17 protein-coding genes and 1 pseudogene are annotated in these 20,035 nt (G+C 71.3%); 4 read left to right on the forward strand and 14 right to left on the reverse strand.

Annotation, left to right across the window (positions count from 1 at the left end):
- Positions 1 to 4 precede the first annotated feature (4 nt).
- Both ACFYMU_RS13065 and ACFYMU_RS13070 read left to right on the forward strand, forming a co-directional pair.
- The gene (locus ACFYMU_RS13065; protein ID WP_388372083.1) at positions 5 to 817 is read left to right on the forward strand and encodes a thioredoxin domain-containing protein; all 813 of its coding nucleotides are present in this window, start codon (positions 5 to 7) and stop codon (positions 815 to 817) included.
- A gap of 103 nt (positions 818 to 920) precedes the next feature.
- Positions 921 to 2,582, forward strand: a complete 1,662-nt coding sequence (locus tag ACFYMU_RS13070; protein WP_388372085.1) for an alkaline phosphatase D family protein — start codon at positions 921 to 923, stop codon at positions 2,580 to 2,582.
- Between the two features lie 7 nt (positions 2,583 to 2,589).
- Here the strand turns inward: ACFYMU_RS13070 and ACFYMU_RS13075 are convergent, their stop codons facing one another.
- Positions 2,590 to 3,159, reverse strand: coding sequence for a dienelactone hydrolase family protein (locus tag ACFYMU_RS13075; protein ID WP_388372087.1), 570 nt, complete (start codon positions 3,157 to 3,159; stop codon positions 2,590 to 2,592).
- A 105-nt stretch (positions 3,160 to 3,264) separates the two neighbouring features.
- Here ACFYMU_RS13075 and ACFYMU_RS13080 point away from each other — a divergent pair, with 105 nt between their 5' ends.
- Positions 3,265 to 4,374 (forward strand): mechanosensitive ion channel family protein, encoded by a 1,110-nt coding sequence (locus tag ACFYMU_RS13080; protein WP_388372089.1) that lies wholly within the window; start codon positions 3,265 to 3,267, stop codon positions 4,372 to 4,374.
- A gap of 13 nt (positions 4,375 to 4,387) precedes the next feature.
- On the opposite strand, the pseudogene ACFYMU_RS13085 reads toward ACFYMU_RS13080, so the two are convergent.
- The 5 genes and pseudogenes from ACFYMU_RS13085 to ACFYMU_RS13105 all read right to left on the reverse strand — a co-directional run.
- Positions 4,388 to 5,125, reverse strand: a pseudogene (locus ACFYMU_RS13085) (SDR family NAD(P)-dependent oxidoreductase); the annotation flags it as partial.
- A gap of 74 nt (positions 5,126 to 5,199) precedes the next feature.
- Positions 5,200 to 5,667 carry a GNAT family N-acetyltransferase gene (locus tag ACFYMU_RS13090; RefSeq protein ID WP_388372090.1) on the reverse strand — a complete coding sequence of 156 codons (468 nt, stop codon included), beginning with the start codon at positions 5,665 to 5,667 and terminating at the stop codon, positions 5,200 to 5,202.
- Entirely contained in the window at positions 5,664 to 6,608 is a 945-nt protein-coding gene (locus ACFYMU_RS13095) for an RluA family pseudouridine synthase (RefSeq protein ID WP_388372092.1), read from the reverse strand. The genes ACFYMU_RS13090 and ACFYMU_RS13095 overlap by 4 nt, the downstream gene beginning before the upstream one ends.
- A 50-nt stretch (positions 6,609 to 6,658) precedes the next feature.
- Positions 6,659 to 7,279 (reverse strand): signal peptidase II, encoded by a 621-nt coding sequence (gene lspA / locus ACFYMU_RS13100; RefSeq protein ID WP_388372093.1) that lies wholly within the window; start codon positions 7,277 to 7,279, stop codon positions 6,659 to 6,661.
- A gap of 78 nt (positions 7,280 to 7,357) precedes the next feature.
- Positions 7,358 to 8,779 carry a TraR/DksA C4-type zinc finger protein gene (locus tag ACFYMU_RS13105; protein ID WP_388372095.1) on the reverse strand — a complete coding sequence of 474 codons (1,422 nt, stop codon included), beginning with the start codon at positions 8,777 to 8,779 and terminating at the stop codon, positions 7,358 to 7,360.
- Positions 8,780 to 9,380: 601 nt separating this feature from the next.
- Here ACFYMU_RS13105 and ileS point away from each other — a divergent pair.
- Complete coding sequence (gene ileS, locus ACFYMU_RS13110; protein ID WP_388372097.1) at positions 9,381 to 12,512, forward strand: isoleucine--tRNA ligase; 3,132 nt, start codon at positions 9,381 to 9,383, stop codon at positions 12,510 to 12,512.
- Positions 12,513 to 12,708: 196 nt separating this feature from the next.
- Here the strand turns inward: ileS and ACFYMU_RS13115 are convergent, their stop codons facing one another.
- The 8 genes from ACFYMU_RS13115 to murG form a co-directional block, all read right to left on the reverse strand.
- The gene (locus ACFYMU_RS13115) at positions 12,709 to 13,935 is read right to left on the reverse strand and encodes a DivIVA domain-containing protein (protein WP_388372099.1); all 1,227 of its coding nucleotides are present in this window, start codon (positions 13,933 to 13,935) and stop codon (positions 12,709 to 12,711) included.
- Positions 13,936 to 13,987: 52 nt separating this feature from the next.
- Complete coding sequence (locus ACFYMU_RS13120) at positions 13,988 to 14,278, reverse strand: YggT family protein (RefSeq protein ID WP_388372101.1); 291 nt, start codon at positions 14,276 to 14,278, stop codon at positions 13,988 to 13,990.
- 50 nt (positions 14,279 to 14,328) lie between these two features.
- The gene (locus ACFYMU_RS13125) at positions 14,329 to 14,970 is read right to left on the reverse strand and encodes a cell division protein SepF (protein ID WP_388372103.1); all 642 of its coding nucleotides are present in this window, start codon (positions 14,968 to 14,970) and stop codon (positions 14,329 to 14,331) included.
- A gap of 129 nt (positions 14,971 to 15,099) precedes the next feature.
- Complete coding sequence (locus ACFYMU_RS13130) at positions 15,100 to 15,819, reverse strand: YggS family pyridoxal phosphate-dependent enzyme (RefSeq protein ID WP_388372105.1); 720 nt, start codon at positions 15,817 to 15,819, stop codon at positions 15,100 to 15,102.
- A gap of 6 nt (positions 15,820 to 15,825) precedes the next feature.
- On the reverse strand, positions 15,826 to 16,554 hold the full coding sequence (pgeF, locus tag ACFYMU_RS13135; RefSeq protein WP_388372107.1) for a peptidoglycan editing factor PgeF: 729 nt from the start codon (positions 16,552 to 16,554) through the stop codon (positions 15,826 to 15,828).
- Positions 16,551 to 17,738: a cell division protein FtsZ gene (gene ftsZ / locus ACFYMU_RS13140; RefSeq protein ID WP_388372108.1), complete on the reverse strand. Its 1,188-nt coding sequence runs from the start codon at positions 17,736 to 17,738 to the stop codon at positions 16,551 to 16,553. Before ftsZ ends, pgeF begins: the two co-directional genes overlap by 4 nt.
- A 279-nt stretch (positions 17,739 to 18,017) precedes the next feature.
- Positions 18,018 to 18,803 carry a cell division protein FtsQ/DivIB gene (locus ACFYMU_RS13145; RefSeq protein WP_388372110.1) on the reverse strand — a complete coding sequence of 262 codons (786 nt, stop codon included), beginning with the start codon at positions 18,801 to 18,803 and terminating at the stop codon, positions 18,018 to 18,020.
- 134 nt (positions 18,804 to 18,937) lie between these two features.
- Positions 18,938 to 20,032 (reverse strand): undecaprenyldiphospho-muramoylpentapeptide beta-N-acetylglucosaminyltransferase, encoded by a 1,095-nt coding sequence (murG, locus tag ACFYMU_RS13150; RefSeq protein WP_388372112.1) that lies wholly within the window; start codon positions 20,030 to 20,032, stop codon positions 18,938 to 18,940.
- Positions 20,033 to 20,035 lie beyond the last annotated feature (3 nt).

Consider the following 20,035-nt stretch of genomic DNA (forward strand, 5'->3'; position numbering starts at 1 on the left):
CCCAATGAGCAAGCGGAACAGTCAGGCGGCGAAGACGGCGGCCCGTGAGCGGCTTCGCCTGGAGCGCGAGCGGCAGGCCAAGCGCGACAAGGTCAAGCGGCAGCTGATCGTCGCCGCCTCGATCGTGGCCGTCCTCGCCGCCGCCGGCGGCATCGGCTACGCCGTCGTGCAGAACAACAAGCCCGGTTACTGGGAGGCGGCGAAGGACGACAAGCTCGTCAAGCCGGCCAACACGACCGGCGCGAACGGCACCACCGTCGTCATCGGCAAGAGCAGCGCCAAGAAGACCCTGGTGATGTACGAGGACCCGCGCTGCCCGATCTGCGCCCAGTTCGAGCAGTCGGTCGGCACGACCCTGAAGAAGGACCTCGACGACGGCAAGTTCAAGCTGCAGTACGTCGGCGCGTCGTTCATCGACACCAACACGCAGGGCGAGGGTTCCAGGAACGCGCTGAGCGCGATGGGCGCCGCGCTGAACGTCGGCCCCGAGGCGTTCCTGGAGTACAAGTCCGCGCTGTACTCGGCGAAGTGGCACCCCGAGGAGACCGAGGACGAGTTCAAGGACGACAGCTACCTGATCAAGGTCGCGGATACGGTGGCCGCGCTGAAGGGCAACGCGGCGTTCCAGAAGGCCGTGAAGGACGGCACCTACGACAAGTGGGCCCTGGAGATGTCCGCCCAGTTCGGCAAGAGCGGGGTCCAGGGCACGCCGACCCTGAAGATGGACGGCAAGACGATCACCGGGTCCGACGGCAAGAACGCGCCCATGACGGTGCCCGAGTTCAACACGGCGATCGGCAACGCGCTCAAGGCCTGATCCGGCGGCGGCCGGGACGCCCGGGAGACCCCGGGACGAAGAGCGGGCGAACTTTCCGCGTTCGCCCGCTCTTAGCGTGTACGCGTCAGTAATGTGATCGGCTGTGACCAGTCGATACAGATCACCAGAGAGCGCGGACACCCCCTTCCCGCGCCGTCGTACGGTCGTCAAGGCCGCAGCCGCCACCGCCGTACTCGGCGCCCCGCTCGCGGCCGCCTTCCCGGCCCGTGCCGCCGCCGACACCCCGGCCTTCCTGCACGGCGTCGCCTCCGGGGACCCGCTGCCCGACGGCGTCCTGCTGTGGACGCGGGTGACGCCCACCGCCGAGGCCGTACCCGGCTCCGGGGTCGGCCCGGACACCGAGGTGAGGTGGACCGTCGCCCGGGACAGGACCCTGACGGACGTCGTCGCCACCGGGTCCCTCACCGCCACCGCCGCGTCCGACCACACCGTCAAGGCGGACATACGGGGCCTGGAACCGGCCACCGACTACTGGTTCCGCTTCTCCGCCGGCGGCACCGACTCCCCCGTCGCCCGCACCCGTACGGCCCCGGCCACCGACGCGGCCGTCACCGGCCTCCGGTTCGGCGTCGTCTCCTGCGCCAACTGGGAGGCGGGCTACTTCGCGTCGTACCGCCATCTCGCGGCCCGCGGCGACCTGGACGCCTGGCTCCACCTGGGCGACTACATCTACGAGTACAAGAGCGGCGACTACGGGACCCGGGGCACGGTCGTCCGGCCCCACTCCCCGGCGAACGAGATCCTCACGCTCGCCGACTACCGCACCCGGCACGGGCGGTACAAGACGGACCCCGACCTGCAGGCCCTGCACGCGAAGGCCCCGGTCGTCGCGATCTGGGACGACCACGAGTTCGCCAACGACGCCTGGTCGGGCGGCGCCGAGAACCACACCGAGGGCGCGGAGGGAAGCTGGGCCGCGCGCCAGGCCGCGGCACGGCAGGCGTACTTCGAGTGGATGCCGGTCCGCCCTGCGACCGAGGGCACCACCTACCGCCGACTGCGCTTCGGCAAACTCGCCGATCTCTCCCTGCTGGACCTGCGCTCCTTCCGCTCGCAGCAGGCGTCCATGGCCAGCGGGTCGGTCGACGACCCGGACCGGACGATCACCGGTCGTGCCCAACTCGACTGGCTGAAGGCGGGCTTGAAGGCGTCCGACACCTCGTGGCGGCTGGTCGGCAACTCGGTGATGATCTCGCCCTTCGCCGTGGGCTCGCTCACCGCCGATCTGCTGGCGCCGCTGGCGGAGCTGCTGGGCCTGCCGAAGGGCGGCCTCGCCCTCAACACCGACCAGTGGGACGGCTACACCGACGACCGCCGGGAACTGCTGGCCCATCTGCGCTCGAACGCCATCCGCAACACCGTCTTCCTCACCGGGGACATCCACATGGCCTGGGCCAACGACGTCCCGGTGGACGCCGGCACGTACCCGCTCTCCGCGTCGGCCGCCACCGAGTTCGTGGTCACCTCGGTGACCTCCGACAACCTCGACGACATCGTCAAGGTCCCCGAGGGCACGGTCTCGGCGCTGGCCTCGCCGCTGATCCGCGCGGCCAACCGGCACGTCCACTGGGTCGACACCGACCGCCACGGCTACGGCGTCCTGGACATCACCGCCGACCGCGCGCAGATGGACTACTACGTGCTGTCCGACCGCACGGATCCCGCCGCGACCTCCGCATGGGCCCGTTCGTACCGCACGCGCAGCGGCACGCAGAAGGTGGAGCGCACCTACGACCCCGTGTAGCCGCCGGCTACAGGCTGTCGAGGAAGCCGAGCGCCACCCGCCAGGTGGCCTCGGCCGCCTCCTCGTCGTGGTCCGGCAGGCCGGGATCGGTGTAGAGGTGGCCGGCGCCCGCGTAGCGGTGCACCTCCACGTCGGCGCCCGCCCTGCCCATCTGCAGATACCAGGCGTTCAGCCAGTCGTCCGGCTCGAACGGGTCGGGCTCGGCCACGTGCAGCTGCACCGGCAGCCCGTCCGTCGAGGCGTTCGCCGCGATGTCCGACGTACCGTGCAGCAGCAGGAGCCCGCGGGCCTTCTTGTCGCCGAGCGCCAAGGTCTGCGCGATGGCCGCGCCGAGCGAGAACCCCGCGTACACCAGCCCCCGCTCCGAGTAGGGAGCGGCGGCCAGGACGGCCCGTCTGATCAGCTCCTCCTTGCCCGTCTCGTCCTTGAAGGCCATGCCCTCCTCGACCGTCTCGAAGGTGCGCCCGTCGAACAGGTCCGGGGTCCACACCTCATGTCCGGCGGCGCGGAGCCGGTCGGCGGCGGCCCGGACGGCCGGCCGCAGACCGTACGTCGAGTGGAACAGCATGATGTTCATGAGGTCATGGTGCCAGCCACCACCGACATCGGTGGGCGCGGTCGGCTCCCGGGGCGGACCCGGGACGGGCGTTCATCCTGCCGTCGACTGGTTACGTTCCAGGGCATGGAGAACGTACTGCGCCCGTTGATCGTCGTCGGTGGCTCGGTCGCGCTCACCCTGCTCATGGGATGGGCCACGGACCTCCTGCTGCACAAGGCGAACGGCACGCACCCCGAGACACCCCTGTGGGGCCTGCTCCGGCGCGGCCGCATCCCCTACCAGTTCCTGCTGTGCGCCGCCCTGCTGAGAGGCTCGTACGACCAGGCGGAGATCCTCCAGGCGCACCGCACCGGGGTGGGGCGGGCCCTGACGCTGGTGCTGATCGGTGCCGCCGCCTGGCTGGTGGTCCGTATCGCGGCAGCGGTCGTCGAGACGACCTACACCCGCTACGCCCGCGCCCACCACGATCCGGCCCGGGTCAGGCGCGTGCGCACCCAGGTGACGCTGATCATGCGGGTGGTGGCGGCGGTCGTCGGAGTGGTGGCGGTCGCCGCCATGCTGCTGACGTTCCCGGCGATGCGGGCGGCCGGCGCCTCGCTGCTGGCCTCCGCCGGCATCCTCGGCATCGTCGCCGGTGTCGCCGCCCAGTCCACGCTGTCGAACCTCTTCGCCGGGCTGCAGATCGCCTTCGGCGACATGGTCCGGCTCGGCGACACGGTCGTCGTGGACGGCGAGTGGGGCACCGTCGACGAGATCACGCTGACGTTCCTCACGGTGCGCACCTGGGACGAGCGCCGGATCACCATGCCGGTGTCGTACTTCACCTCGAAGCCGTTCGAGAACTGGTCCCGCGGCGGCGCCCAGATGACCGGCATCGTCTACTTCCACGTCGACCACTCCGCACCCGTGCAGGCCATGCGCGACCGGCTCCGCGACATCCTGCGCGCGTGCCCGGCCTGGGACGGCCGCGCCTACGGCCTCCAGGTCACCGACTCGACGCCCACCACCATGGAGGTGCGGGCGCTGGTGACCGCCAAGGACGCGGACGACATCTGGACGGTCCGCGTCACGGTCCGCGAGCAGATGATCCGCTGGCTGACCGAGGAGCATCCTTACGCGCTGCCGCGGGTCAACACGGCCGACGCGGTCCGGCCGCCCGGCGTGGACGGCCGCCTCCGGCACGACCCGGCGGTGCGCCGGGCGCACGAACCGCCGCGGGCGGGCCGGGGCTGAGCCGCTGCCGTCGGTGTCCGCGCTCCGCCCCGCCGTTGACCTGGATCACCTGCGCGGTGATGTGACGGGCGCCGGGGGACGCCGGCCAGTGCAGGGTCCGGGCGATGTCACCGGGCGTGCCGGCCCGACCGGTCGACGTCTCCGCGACGAGCCGCTCGCGTCGCGCCGGGTCCATCGTGTCGCCGAAGAACCCGGTGTCCTCCACGTAGCCCGGCGCGACCACGTTCACCGTGATGCCCCGCGGCCCCAGCTGCCGGGCCAGATCGAAGGCGTACGGGTGCAGCGCCGCCTTGGCCGCGGCGTAGGCGCCGCTGCCCGATCCGCGGTAGGCGGCGATGGAGCTGATGAACAGCACACGCCCGCCGGGCGAGGCGAGCCGCTCCCGCAGCGCCTCGGTGAGCAGGGCCGCGGTGAGCACGTTCAGCCGGAAGTTGACGGTCCAGGTGTGCGCGACGGCTTCGAGCCGGTCGTCGGTGTCGGCGGCGGGTTCCAGGTTCCCGGCGCCGCCCGCGCCGTTGACGAGGACGTCCACGGTCCCGAACCCCTCGGCCACGAACCGGGCGGCTCGGCCCACCGCGCGGGGATCGCTCAGATCGGCCGCGTGGGTCAGCGCCCCGGGCACCGGAGCCCTCTCCAGCACCTCCGCCCGCCGCCCGAGGAGCAGCACCCGGTCCCCGTCCGCGGCGAAGGCCCGTGCGGCCGCGAGCCCGATTCCCGTACCGCCACCGCTGATCACCACGTTGCGCGCCATGATCCGATCGTACAAAGGCCGTTGACCGTCCGTGCGGCGCTCGACGGCGCATGTCGGCCGTGCGGCGCCCCCGCCTACAGGGGACGGCGCATCGCCCGGTGCGGCATCCCGGCGTCGGGGAACTCCGGTCCGTACGCCTCGTAGCCCAGCCGCTCGTAGAACCCGAGCGCATGCGTCTGCGCATGCAGGTCGACCGCGGCCAGCCCACGCGCGCGTGCCGCGTCCTCGACCGCCGCCACCAGTGCGGCCCCGACGCCCAGCCCCCGCGACTGACGGGTCACCGCGAGCCGCCCCAGCGAGCCCACGGCCGGGTCGCCGCCGTTCTTGGCCGCGGCCGCCTCGCCGTGCAGCAGCCGGCCCGTCCCGAGCGGCACGCCGTCCGCGCGCACCGCCAGGACATGCACGGCACCGGCGTCGTACGCGTCGTACTCGACGTCCTCCGGGACGCCCTGCTCGCCGACGAAGACCTCCTTGCGGACCGCGAAGCACGCCTCCCGGTCGGCGAGGTCCTCGGCGACCCGCACCACGTACGGGGCGCTCACGCCCAGCTCTCCTCGCGCACCTTGTCCAGTGCCTTCTGCAGGTCGGCCGGGTAGCCGCTCTCGAACTCCACCCACCGACCGTCCGCGGGGTGCTCGAAGCCCAGGCGTACGGCGTGCAGCCACTGGCGGGTCAGGCCGAGCCGCTTGGCGAGCGTGGGGTCCGCGCCGTACGTCAGGTCGCCGACGCACGGGTGGCGGTGGGCGGCCATGTGGACGCGGATCTGGTGGGTGCGCCCGGTCTCCAGCTTGACCTCCAGCAGGGAGGCCGAGCGGAACGCCTCGATCAGGTCGTAGTGCGTGACGGAGGGCTTGCCGTCGGCCGTGACCGCCCACTTGTAGTCGTGGTTCGGATGGCGGCCGATGGGCGCGTCGATGGTGCCGCTGGTCGGGTCGGGGTGGCCCTGCACGAGCGTGTGGTAGCGCTTGTCGACCGTGCGCTCCTTGAACTGGCGCTTGAGGGAGGTGTACGCGTACTCCGACTTCGCGACGACCATGAGACCGGACGTGCCCACGTCGAGGCGGTGCACGATGCCCTGGCGCTCGGCGGCGCCGGAGGTCGAGATGCGGTAGCCGGCGGCGGCGAGACCGCCGATCACGGTGGGGCCCGACCAGCCGGGCGACGGGTGCGCGGCCACGCCCACCGGCTTGGCGATCACGACCACGTCGTCGTCGTCGTGCACGATCTCCATGCCCTCGACCGGCTCGGCGACCACCTGCACCGGCGCGGGCGCCTGCGGCATCTCCACCTCGAGCCAGGCGCCGCCGCGCACCCGCTCGGACTTGCCGACCACCGCGCCGTCGACCAGCACCTTGCCCGCCGCGGCCAGCTCCGCCGCCTTGGTACGGGAGAAGCCGAACATGCGGGAGATGGCGGCGTCGACGCGCTCGCCCTCCAAGCCGTCGGGCACGGGCAGGATACGGATCTCGGGAAGGCTGCTCACCCGTCGAGTATGCCGGACTCCCCGGACGGCGCCGCAGCGGAGTCCCGGGCTCAGTCCCGGTGGACGGTCCCGTCGGGGTCGAGGCCGCGGAAGGAGAGCAGCACGATCAGGATGCCGCCGCAGACGATCGCCGAGTCTGCCAGGTTGAAGACGGCGAAGTGCTTGGGCGCGATGAAGTCGACGACCGCGCCCTCGAAGACGCCCGGCGAGCGGAAGATCCGGTCGGTGAGGTTGCCCAGGGCGCCGCCGAGCAGCAGGCCCAGGGCGATCGCCCAGGGCAGGCTGTAGAGCTTGCGGGCCAGCCGGGCGATCACCACGATCACGGCGGCCGCGATCACCGTGAAGATCACGGTGAACGCCTCGCCGAAGCCGAAGGCGGCGCCCGCGTTGCGGATCGCCTCGAGCTGCAGCCAGTCCCCGATGACCCGGATCGGCGCGTGGTGCTCCAGCTTCGCGACCACGATCAGCTTGCTGGCCAGGTCGAGGGCGTAGGCGAAGGCGGCGACCGCGAACAGGACTGCGATCCGCCGCCTGCCGCGGGCCGGGGGCGCGGCGGCGGAGTCCGGGGCGGTTCGCTCGCCGGAGGGGGCCTGCCCGCCGGATTCCTCCGGCCCGGCCCCCGCCGCTCCTGGGGTTCCCGGCGTACCGATGATGCGCTCCGCCTCTGCCACGTGAGTCCCTCGACCTAGGTTCCTGACTGAGGACGAGACTACGACACGACCCCGCCGGTCCATGCGTTCAGGACGGGATCATTGACGGCGTTCCTGTTTCTGCTTGCACTCCACGCACAGCGTGGCGCGCGGAAACGCCTGCATACGGGCCTTGCCGATGGGGTCCCCGCAGTTCTCGCACAGACCGTAGGTGCCGGCGTCGAGGCGGTCCAGGGCGCGCTCGGTCTGTTCGAGCATCTCGCGGGCGTTGGCGGCGAGCGCCATCTCGTGCTCGCGGGTGATGTTCTTGGTGCCGGTGTCCGCCTGGTCGTCGCCGGCCCCGTCCCCGGAGTCCCGCATCAAGCCGACCAGCGCCCGCTCCGACGCGTCGATCTCACCGCGCAGCCGCGTCGCCTCGGCCTGGAGTTCCGTGCGCGCCTCGGCCACCTCTTGGGGCGTCCACGGCTCCTCGCCGGGGCGCACCGCCAGCTCGCCCGGCTCCACGGCGGCGACCCGTGCCTTGGGGACCGCGGTGGAGTTGTCCTCTGCTGTGGCCGTGCCAGGAGTCTTCTTCGCAACCACCGTCGTGGCTCCCGTCTTCTTCGCGGCCTCGACCGTGCCCGCCGTGGCGGTGCCCTTCTCGGCCGCAGGATGTGTGGGGGTGCTCTTGGTGCCGCCCTTCGCGGCGCCGCTCTGTCCGGCGGCCCCGGCTGGGGCCGCCTTCCTGGCGACGGCCTTCTTCGGCGCCGCCTTGCGGGGGACGGCCTCCTTCGCCGCCGTCTTGCGGGGGACGGCCTTCTTCGCCGCCGTCTTCCCGGCGACGGGCTCGGCCGCCGCCTTGTCGGCAGCGGGGCCGGTCGCCGCCGCCTTCCTGCCGGCCGCCGCCTTCCGCGCCGCCGGTCGCTCGGGGCCGCCTTTCTCTTCGGCCGCCTTCTTCGCGGGGGCCGCCTTCCCGGCCGCCTCCTTCACGGGGGTCGCCTTCCCGGCCGCCTCCTTCACGGGGGCCGCCTTCCCGGCCGCCTCCTTCACAGGGGCCGTCCGGGACGCCGCCGCCTTCTTGGGGGTGGGCTTCCCGCCGGCCGGCGCCCTGGCCGCGGACGCGGCGGACGCCGGCTTCGCGGTGGCCGCCTTCGCGGTTCCCTTCCTCCGGGTGGCGGCCTCGGCGGGCTCCTCGCAGGCCGCCTTCTCGGCGGCCGACGTCGCGCCGGCCCGCTTCGCGGCCGACGTCTCCTTCGCCGCCGTCTCCTTCGCCGCCGTCTTCTTCGCCGCCGTCTTCTTGGCCGCCGTCCTCTTCCCGGCGGGCCCCGGGTTCGCCGACGCGGAGCCGCCCCCGGCCGCACGCCGTCCCGCGCCGGCGGCGCCCGTCCGCCGTGCCTCGACCGGGCGGGTCGCACGCTTGGCCGATGCCGCGACGGTGCTCTTCGTGCCGTTCACGTCCTTGGCCGCCACGCCGCCGGAGGCAGCCGCACCCGTGGATCTGCCGGACGCCGACTGCTGTACGGCGGTCTTTTTCGCCACCATGGCCGCGGCCCCTTCACATATTGTGATCTTGCGCGCGAATCGTGCTGGGACGATAAATCGACTTCTGGCCCGCGGCAACGGGGCCCGCCAACGAATCGCCCGCCGCACGGGCACCGCACGGTGAGCCTGCATCCGTTGTGCCCAGCTCTCCGCCCGGTAATCCGCCAGACCCCGTGTCCCGGGATCCGGACGCCGCGACCCTCGCCATTCGGGTCACCCTCCGCCCCCGGGAACCCGCCGCCGGGGGACCGGGAAAACTGGTCGGCCGCGGTCCGTGCGGCGCCGTACACTGGGCGGAGCGAAAAGCGTGGATGGGGACGAGTAGCGTCGTACGCAGCAGTGAGCGACCCGGGGACGGTGGAAGCCCGGGGGCGAGCGCGACGCGAAGATCACCCCGGAGCCGCCGGAGGAACGCCCGTCCAGGGTCAGTAGAACCGGCATCGCGACCCCAATGAGGGGGCTCACCGGCGCACAGGACGCGCCGGAGGGCCAAGGAGGGTGGTACCGCGGGAGCGCGCCGCACACGGCGTCCGGAGAATTGTCGCAATTCCCGGCTCTCGTCCCTCCGACGGAAGGCAGCACGTCCGCCGGAGGAAGATCCATGACGCAGTACCGCCAGGTGCCCGCCCAGATCGACCTGCCCGCACTCGAGCACGCCGTGCTCGACTTCTGGCGCGAGCAGAAGATCTTCGCCAAGAGCCTGGAGCAGTCCGAGGGCCGCCCCGAATGGGTGTTCTACGAGGGCCCGCCCACGGCCAACGGCATGCCGGGCGCCCACCACATCGAGGCCCGAGTCTTCAAGGACGTCTTCCCGCGCTTCCGCACCATGCGGGGGTACCACGTGGCGCGCAAGGCCGGCTGGGACTGCCACGGCCTGCCGGTCGAGCTGGCGGTCGAGAAGGAGCTCGGCTTCGACGGCAAGAAGGACATCGAGGCGTACGGCATCGCCGAGTTCAACGCCAAGTGCCGCGAGTCGGTGACCCGGCACACCGACGCCTTCTCCGACCTGACGACCCGCATGGGCTACTGGGTCGACCTCGACGACGCCTACCGCACCATGGACCCCGAGTACGTGGAGTCCGTGTGGTGGTCGCTCAAGGAGATCTTCGGCAAGGGTCTGCTCGTCCAGGACTACCGCGTGGCCCCCTGGTGCCCGCGCGACGAGACGGGCCTGTCGGACCACGAGCTGGCGCAGGGCTACGAGACCATCGTGGACCCGTCCGTGTACGTCCGCTTCCCGCTCACCTCCGGCCCGCTGGCCGGCGAGGCCGCGCTCCTGGTGTGGACGACCACCCCGTGGACGCTCGTCTCCAACACCGCGGTCGCCGCACACCCCGAGGTCACCTATGTGGTCGCGACCGACGGCGAGGAGAAGCTCGTCGTCGCGGAACCGCTGGTCGACAAGGCGCTCGGCGAGGGCTGGGAACGGACGGGCCGGACCTTCACCGGCGCCGAGATGGAGCGCTGGACCTACCGGCGTCCGTTCGAGCTCGTCCCGTTCCCCGCCGAGGCCCACTACGTGGTCAACGCCGAGTACGTGACGACCGAGGACGGTACGGGTCTGGTCCACCAGTCCCCCGCCTTCGGTGAGGACGACCTCAAGGTGTGCCGCGCGTACGGCCTGCCCGTGGTCAACCCGGTGCGTCCCGACGGCACCTTCGAGGAGGACGTCCCGCTGGTCGGCGGGGTCTTCTTCAAGAAGGCGGACGAGAAGCTCACCGAGGACCTCCAGCACCGGGGTCTGCTCTTCAAGCACCTCCCCTACGAGCACAGCTACCCGCACTGCTGGCGCTGCCACACCGCGCTCCTCTACTACGCACAGCCGTCCTGGTACATCCGCACCACGGCCGTCAAGGACCGGCTGCTGGAGGAGAACGAGAAGACCAACTGGTACCCGGAGACCGTCAAGCACGGCCGGTACGGCGACTGGCTGAACAACAACATCGACTGGGCCCTGTCCCGCAGCCGCTACTGGGGCACGCCGCTGCCGATCTGGCGCTGCGAGGAAGGCCACCTCACCTGTGTCGGCTCCCGCGCGGAGCTGACCGAGCTGACCGGCACGGACCAGTCGGGGCTCGACCCGCACCGCCCGTTCATCGACGAGGTCACCTTCGCCTGCCCGCAGTGCGGAGAGACGGCCACGCGCGTGCCCGAGGTCATCGACGCCTGGTACGACTCGGGCTCGATGCCGTTCGCACAGTGGGGCTACCCGTACAAGAACAAGGAACTGTTCGAGTCCCGCTACCCGGCACAGTTCATCTCCGAGGCCATCGACCAGACCCGCGGCTGGTTCTACACGCTGATGGCGGTCGGCACGCTCGTCTTCGACAAGTCGTCGTACGAGAACGTGGTGTGCCTGGGCCACATCCTCGCCGAGGACGGCCGCAAGATGTCCAAGCACCTGGGCAACATCCTGCAGCCCATCCCGCTCATGGACCAGCACGGCGCGGACGCGGTCCGCTGGTTCATGGCGGCCGGCGGCTCCCCGTGGGCCGCCCGCCGCGTCGGCCACGGCACCATCCAGGAAGTCGTCCGCAAGACGCTCCTGACGTACTGGAACACGGTCGCCTTCCAGGCGCTGTACGCGCGCACGTCGAACTGGGCGCCGAGCGGGGCCGACCCCGCCCCGGCCGACCGCCCCGTCCTCGACCGCTGGCTGCTGTCGGAGCTCCACGCGCTCACCGACCAGGTGACCGAGGCGCTGGAGTCGTACGACACCCAGCGTGCCGGCAAGCTCCTGTCGGCGTTCGTCGACGACCTGTCGAACTGGTACGTCCGCCGCTCGCGGCGCCGCTTCTGGCAGGGCGACAAGGCGGCGCTGCGCACGCTGCACGAGGTCCTCGAGACGGTCACGAAGCTGATGGCGCCCATCACCCCGTTCATCACCGAGCGGGTCTGGCAGGACCTGGTCGCGCCGGTGACCCCGGGCACCCCCGAATCGGTGCATCTGGCAGCGTGGCCGCAGGCCGACCTGTCGGCGATCGACCCGGAGCTGTCGAAGCAGATGGTGCTGGTGCGCCGACTCGTCGAGCTGGGCCGCGCCACGCGTGCGGAGTCGGGCGTCAAGACCCGCCAGCCGCTGCGGCGCGCGCTGGTCGCGGCGACCGGCTTCGAGACGCTGGATCCCGAGCTGCACGCCCAGATCACGGAGGAACTGAACGTCGAGGCGATCGCCTCGCTGAGCGAGGTGGGGGGCTCGCTGGTCGACACGACCGCGAAGGCGAACTTCCGCGCGCTGGGCAAGCGTTTCGGCAAGCGCGTCCAGGAGGTGGCGAAGGCCGTCGCGAACGCCGACGCGGCGGCGCTGTCCCTGGCGCTGCGCGAGGGCACCGCCTCGGTGGAGGTCGACGGGGAGACGATCACCCTCGCCCCCGACGAGGTGATCATCACCGAGACGCCGCGCGAGGGCTGGTCGGTGGCCTCCGACTCCGGCGCGACGGTCGCCCTGGACCTGGAGATCACCGAACGGCTGCGGCAGGCGGGCCTGGCCCGTGACGCGATCCGGCTGATCCAGGAGGCTCGCAAGAACAGCGGCCTGGACGTCGCCGACCGCATCGCGCTCCGCTGGACCGCGACGGACCCGGCGCTGATCGCGGCCCTGACCGAGCACTCCGGCCTGATCGCCGACGAGGTCCTGGCCACGGACTTCGCCCAGGGGGAGGCGGACGGCACGTACGGTGACGCGTTCACCGACGAGCCGCTGACCCTGACGTTCCGCCTGCGCAAGGCCTGACGGCACACACGAGGGCCCGGCCCGCCGAAAAATCTTGGCGGGCCGGGCCCTCGGCGTTGCGTGCGCACGTACAACCGCGCCCCCGTCCGAACACACGGTGCACCGGCCGGACCCGCACAGCACAAGGGCGGGGCCCCGGATCACATCCGGGGCCCCGCCCTTGAGACTGCCGACGCCTACGACGTAGGCGCCACCGTCAGTTGTCGTCCTCGTCGATGAGGAACCCGCGCATCGGCGAGGGCGCCTGACCCATCGGCGACGGGCCCTGCGGGCGCACCGGCGCCATCGGCTGCGTCATCGCCGGGGACATCTGCTGACCGCCGTAGGACGGGGCGGCAGGACCCGGGCCACCGCCCATGGTCTGGTTGCCTCCGTACGACGGGGCGCCCGCGCCCGCGGGAGCCATCGACGGCGCCGACGGCGACGGCAGGGAGGCCGTGGCCGGGGTGCGCGGCGGGGCCAGCGAGTCGTCCGCCTGCGTCTCCAGCTGGCGCAACTGGGACTCGAGGTAGGACTTCAGCCGCGTGCGGTACTCGCGCTCGAAGCCGCGCAGGTCCTCGACCTTGCGCTCCAGCGTGGCGCGGGCGGACTCCAGGGAGCCCATCGCGACACGGTGCTTCTCCTGCGCGTCCCGCTCCAGGGCGTCGGCCTTGGCCCGGGCGTCGCGCTCCAGACCCTCGGCGCGGCTGCGAGCCTCACCGACGATCTTGTTCGCCTCGGCACGGGCCTCGGCGATCGCCTGGTCGGCGGTCTGCTGGGCCAGCGAGAGGACACGCGCGGCGCTGTCGCCACCGGGACCCTGACCGGGCATCCCCGGACCGCCCATGGGGCCGCCCATAGGACCGCCCATGGGGCCGCCCATCTGCTGCATCGGGGGCTGGCCCATCGGACCGTGCCCCTGCCCCATCGGGCCGTGACCCTGACCCATCGGGCCGTGACCCTGACCCATCTGTCCAGGGCCCTGCCCCATCTGTCCCGGGCCCTGCCCCATCTGTCCGGGGCCCTGGCCCATCGGACCGTGACCCTGACCCATCGGGCCGGGACCCTGAGGACCGCCCTGTCCGCTGGGGCCGGCGGGCAGCTGCGGGGCACCGCTCGGCAGCTGGGGCGGGCCACCCATGGGGCCACCCATCTGCTGCTGCGGCGGGCCCGATATCCCGGCGGGCACGGGGGCGCCCGGACCTCGCATGCCCTGCTGCTGGTCCTGGGGCTCCGGGGGTTTGCGCATGTTCTGCTGGTTCTGCGCGGCGGCACGCGTGGCGGCGGCCAGCTTGGCCCGCAGATCCTCGTTCTCCCGGAGCAGACGGGTCAGTTCGGCTTCGACCTCGTCGAGGAAGGCATCGACCTCGTCCTCGTCATAGCCTTCTCGGAGGCGGACGGTCGTGAACTGCTTGTTCCGCACGTCCTCGGGGGTCAACGGCATCTCTTCACCTCAACGTAGTCATCGGCAGTCGGCAAGACCGTATCGTCCACAGTCACCTCGCGAGGTTGCCCACGACGGAGATCAGGATGTAGACGATGATCATCAGTACGAAGAAGGACAGGTCGAGCGCCACGCCCCCGAGACGCAGCGGCGGAATGAACCGCCGCAGAAGCTTCAGCGGTGGATCGGTGACAGTGTAGGTGGCCTCCAGAACGACCACCATCGCCTTGCCGGGTTGCCATGAGCGGGCGAACTGGAAGACATAGTCCATGACCAACCGAAAAATCAGCACGATGAGGAAGCACATCAGCGCGATGTAGAGAACCTCCAAGACCACGCCCATGATCCGTGCTTCCCTCTCCCCTGTGTCGTGTGGCTTTCCGGTGGTGCGTCTCAGCTCTGGTTGAAGAACCCGCCCTCTGCGATGCGGGCCTTGTCCTCCGCCGTGACATCGACGTTAGCAGGAGACAGCAGGAACACCTTCTGCGTCACCCGCTCGATACTGCCGTGAAGACCAAACACCAAACCGGCCGCAAAGTCGACAAGTCGCTTCGCATCTGTGTCATCCATCTCAGTCAGATTCATGATCACCGGGGTGCCCTCGCGGAAGTGTTCCCCGATGGTACGGGCCTCGTTGTACGTCCGGGGGTGCAGCGTGGTGATCCGGTACGGCTCTCGTTCGGACACGACCTTGGGCATGATCACCGGTGCGTTCTTCTCCAGACTCTGACGTTCTTGTGTGATGGACGCCACGGGCGCGATGCGCGCCGGACGTCCGGATTCCGCGGCCGGCGAAACCGAACGGGACACCGGATCACGCTGCGCCGGCGGCTGCACCACTCGCACCGATTCGTCCCTTTGGGACTGAAGCGCCTGGTGCGACTGACGGGACAGCTCGTGCCGCCTGCGGTCCCGCTCCGGCTCCGGGTCGAGCTCGGGCTCGAAGTCGTCATCGGGGTCGAACCCCCTGCCGTCGTACCCATCGTCCTCCACGAGGCCGAGGTAGACCGCCATCTTGCGCATCGCGCCGGCCATGCTCTGAGTCCTCCGCTCTGTGGTGGATCGGCTGACGACTGCCAAGTGCCCGCGATCCACGAGGTCGTTATGCCCGCCTTTCGGCGGTAATGACCATATTTTCTGCTGTGGTCCGACTTCTTGGCGACGTTACCCGAGCCTGGGGCGGACTCCGAGTACCGCGGTGCCGACGCGTACATGTGTCGCTCCGGCGGCCACGGCCTGTTCGAGATCCGCACTCATCCCTGCCGAGACCATGGTTGCAGCCGGATGGGCTCGGCGCAGGTCGGTCGACAAATCCATCAACCGCTCGAAGGCCGCCTGTTGACGCCCCGCGTACACCCCGGTGAGCGGCGCCACGGTCATCAGACCGTCCAGCCGCAGCCCGGGGGCCTCCGCGACGAGGTCGCCCAACTCTTCGATTCCCTCGGGCGCCACGCCCCCGCGCGCCCCTCGCCCGCCCTCGCTCGCGTCGAGCGCGACCTGGAGGAGACAGCCCACCTCGCGCCCGGCCCGCACGGCCTCCTTCGACAGCGCCGCCACGAGCCCGGGACGATCGACGGACTGCACGAGATCCGCATAACCGACCACCGAGCGCACCTTGTTGGTCTGCAATTGACCGACGAAATGCCAGGTGAGCGGCAGATCCGAGCAGGCGGCCGCCTTGGGCGCCGCGTCCTGGTCCCGGTTCTCGGCGACGTCACGCACACCGAGTTCCGACAGAATCCGCACGTCACTCGCGGGATAGGTCTTGGTGACCACGATCAGGGTCACCTCCCCCCGCTTCCGCCCCGCGGCCCGGCACGCCGCCGCGATGCGCTCCTCCACCTTCGCCATGTTTTCGGCGATTTGCTGCTTACGGTCCGTCATGCCCCATCAGTCCAGCCAGACATAGCCCGCGAGCCGTCCGGTGGTCCGGTCGCGGCGGTACGAGAAGTGGTCACGCGATTCGAGCGTGCACACCGGTGACTGTGCCCGGTCGCGCACCCCGAGCCGTTCGAGCTGGGCGTGCACGCCGGCGGTCACGTCGACCGAGGGAGTGCCCCAGCTCGTCTCGGCGTGCGCCGCCGGTTCGACGGCGGACACCTCGGCGCGCATCGCCTCCGGCACCTCGTAGCACCGGCCGCAGACGGCCGGTCCCGTGCGGACGACGATCCGGGACGGTTCGGCGCCCAGTTCCGTCATCGCGCGGACCGCGGCGGGAACGACCCCGGCGATCATGCCGGGGCGGCCCGCATGGGCGGCGGCCGCGATCCCGGCGGCCGGGTCGGCGAGCAGGACCGGCGTGCAGTCGGCCGTGAGCACGGCGAGGGCGAGACCGCGCCGCGCGGTGACGATCGCGTCCACCCCGGGCACGGTCCCGGCAGCCCACGGTCCGTCGACGACGGCCACGTCCGCCCCGTGCACCTGGTTCATCCAGACCACGCGGGCCGGGTCGAGGCCCAGTGCCCCGGCCGCAAGTTCCCGGTTGGCCCGTACCGCGGCGGGGTCGTCGCCGACCGCTCCGCCGAGATTGAGCTCCTCGTACGGAGCGGCGCTCACCCCGCCCCACCGGTCGGTGAAGGCGAAGTGCGCGCCGCTCACGGTGTCGCGCTGTCCTATCACTTCAGGAAGTCCGGCACGTCCAGCTCCTCGGCCGCGCTGTCCGAGTAGGTTCGCGACGGCGGCACCGACGGGGTGACCGGGAGGTCGCCCACCGGCTCCGGGGCCGGCTCCGGGGCCGCCTCCTTCGGCGTGACGCTGCCGAGCGAGCCGAAGGAGGGGCGGCTGTCCGCGGGGCGGACCGGCTCCTCGCGCTTGACCGAGGACGAGCCGAGGACGTTGTCCCGCTTGGCGGGGGGCTGACCGCCGTCGAAGCCCGCCGCGATCACCGTGACCCGCACCTCGTCGCCGAGGGCGTCGTCGATGACCGCGCCGAAGATGATGTTGGCCTCGGGGTGCGCGGCCTCGCTCACCAGCTGGGCGGCCTCGTTGATCTCGAAGAGGCCGAGGTCCGAGCCGCCGGAGATGGACAGCAGCACGCCCCGGGCGCCGTCGATGGACGCCTCGAGCAGCGGGGAGGAGATCGCCATCTCGGCCGCGGCCACCGCCCGGTCGTCGCCGCGGGCCGAGCCGATGCCCATGAGGGCCGAACCGGCCTCGGACATGACGGACTTGACGTCGGCGAAGTCGAGGTTGATCAGGCCGGGAGTGGTGATGAGGTCGGTGATGCCCTGAACACCGGAGAGCAGGACCTGGTCCGCCGACTTGAAGGCGTCGAGGACGGAGACCTGGCGGTCCGAGATGGACAGCAGCCGGTCGTTCGGGATGACGATGAGGGTGTCGACCTCTTCGCGCAGCTCGGCGATGCCGTCCTCGGCCTGGTTGGCGCGGCGGCGTCCCTCGAAGGTGAAGGGCCGCGTGACCACGCCGATGGTGAGGGCGCCCAGCGAGCGCGCGATGTTGGCCACGACGGGCGCGCCGCCGGTGCCGGTGCCGCCGCCTTCACCGGCCGTCACGAAGACCATGTCGGCCCCCTTGAGGACCTCCTCGATCTCCTCGCGGTGGTCCTCGGCGGCCTTGCGGCCCACGGCCGGATTGGCGCCCGCGCCGAGTCCGCGGGTGAGTTCGCGGCCGACGTCGAGCTTGACGTCGGCGTCGCTCATCAACAGAGCTTGCGCGTCGGTGTTGATGGCGATGAACTCGACGCCCTTGAGACCGACCTCGATCATCCGGTTGATGGCATTGACACCACCGCCGCCGACACCGATGACCTTGATGACTGCGAGGTAGTTCTGCGGTGCTGCCACGTCGAAGGCCTCTCGCCTCGAATTACGTCGCCGTCGTCTCGCGGGTGCCCCGCGATCCGACGGCTGATGCCGAATGGGACGGTCCGAACGCCGACCCGAACCCTAACCCTGAAGTTTAGGGTTACCAGTGTGCCTGTTCCTTGGACTCTTCCGAACAGGACACTAAGTCGACAAGTGGCGCCCGTTCAACGAACACGCCGAACCTCCCGTTTTTCTTTTCACCCTATGTGATCAGCCATAGCGCTGCCCAACCAGGGTGCTGGCCTGCGCTGATGTGCGTCAACCGGCCGATGACGCAGGGGCGGTGGGGACACTCACGTCGAAGTGCCGGGCACGGGGCGCGGCTTTCATCAGCGCGGTCAGCGCGGCCGCCTTGGCCCGGCCCTTCTCCCCGCTGCCCCACAACACATTGCGGCCGCCCGTCAACTCCAGCGTGATGGAGTCGTAGGAACGGACCTTGACGGTCCGGGTGTCACGGGCGACGGCGGCCGGAACGTCCCGGGCGACGCGCACCGCCCCGCGGATCAGCCGGTCGGTGCCGAAGCGGCGCGTGCCGGACGACGGGGACAGCGTCAATTCCAGTACGGGGACCGCCCTGGGGGGCTCCGAAACCGTGGCGAACCGTACACCCTCCTTGTCCACTTCGTCGAACTTTCCCCCGTTTCCGATCAACAGAACCGGAACCCGTTCGGTCACCTTCAACCGGATTCCACGGGGCCAGGAACGGACGACGTCGACCGTCGCAATTCGGGGCAGTTTCCGGCGCACACGCGCCGCGATCGCATCGGTGTCGAGGGAAATCAGGGGCGATCCGAGCGACACATCGGCCGCCTCGCGCACCTGTGCCCCCGTCAGGACCCGCGTCCCGGAGACGGAGACGCGCTTCACGCGCAGATACGGTGAGCCGTACAGCAGCCACACCGAGCCGCCGATCGCCAACAGCGTTGCCAGCAAAAGGATGATGAGCATATGAGGGCGGCGGAGTCGCCCGCGACGCGGCGGCCGGGGCGGGCCGGACTCCTGCTGCTGCCGCTTGCCTCGCTCGGCGGTCGTCGGTCCGGCCACGCGCACTTCCCTTCCCTGGCCCGGTTCGCCTCCGGGGCGCGCCGGCCGGCGGCCCGACCGTGCTCAGCCCTTCGGGCCTGCGCGCGCTCGGCCTCGCGGCACCGGCACGCCCCTGCGGCGCACTCGCCGATGCGTCACTGGTGGTGGCGCGAGGCGATCGCCTCGTACACCATGCCGACGAGCAGGTCGTCGGCGTCCCTGCGGCCGAACTCCGCGGCGGCCCGGGACATCTCGTACAGCCGGTGCGGATCGCCGAGCACGGGCAGGATGTTGCGCTGGATCCACTCGGGCGTCAGCTCCGCGTCGTCGACCAGCAGGCCACCGCCGGCCTTGACCACCGGCTGGGCGTTCAGCCGCTGTTCGCCGTTGCCGATGGGCAGCGGGACATAGGCGGCCGGAAGCCCGACGGCGGACAGTTCGGCGACGGTCATCGCGCCCGCGCGGCAGAGCATCATGTCGGCCGCGGCGTACGCGAGATCCATCCGGTCCAGATACGGTACCGGCACATAGGGGGGCATTCCCGGCATTTGGTGGACTTGCGGCAGTTCGTTCTTCGGGCCCACCGCGTGCAGGATCTGGATCCCGGACTGCTGAAGGTACGGGGCGACCTGCTGGATCACCTCGTTGAGCCGGCGCGCGCCCTGCGAGCCGCCGGTGACCAGCAGCGTCGGCAGGTTCGGGTCCAGCCCGAAGGCGGCCCGGCCCTCGGGACGCATGGCGGCGCGGTCCAGGGTGGCGATGGAGCGGCGCAGCGGGATGCCGATGTAGCGGGCGCCCCGCAGCTTGCTGTCCGGGGTGGAGACGGCGACCTGGGCCGCGTACCGCGAGCCGATCTTGTTGGCGAGGCCGGGGCGGGCGTTTGCCTCGTGGATGACGATCGGCACGCCGAGGCGCTTGGCGGCCAGATAGCCGGGCAGGGCGACATAGCCGCCGAAGCCGACGACCACATCCGCCTTGGTGCGCTCGAGGATCTGCTCGGCCGCCTTGATCGTGCCGCGCAGCCGCCCGGGGACCGTGATCAGTTCGGGGGTGGGTTTCCTCGGCAGCGGGACGGCGGGGATCAACGCGAGTTCATAGCCGCGCTCGGGTACGAGCCGGGTCTCCAGTCCGCGCTCCGTGCCCAGGGCCGTGATCCCCACGGTCGGGTCCTGCCTGCGCAGGGCGTCCGCGAGGGCGAGCGCGGGCTCGATGTGGCCGGCGGTCCCCCCACCGGCGAGTACGACATGCACCGA

This window comes from Streptomyces sp. NPDC007264, from assembly GCF_042869095.1.
Lineage (GTDB): Bacteria > Actinomycetota > Actinomycetes > Streptomycetales > Streptomycetaceae > Streptomyces.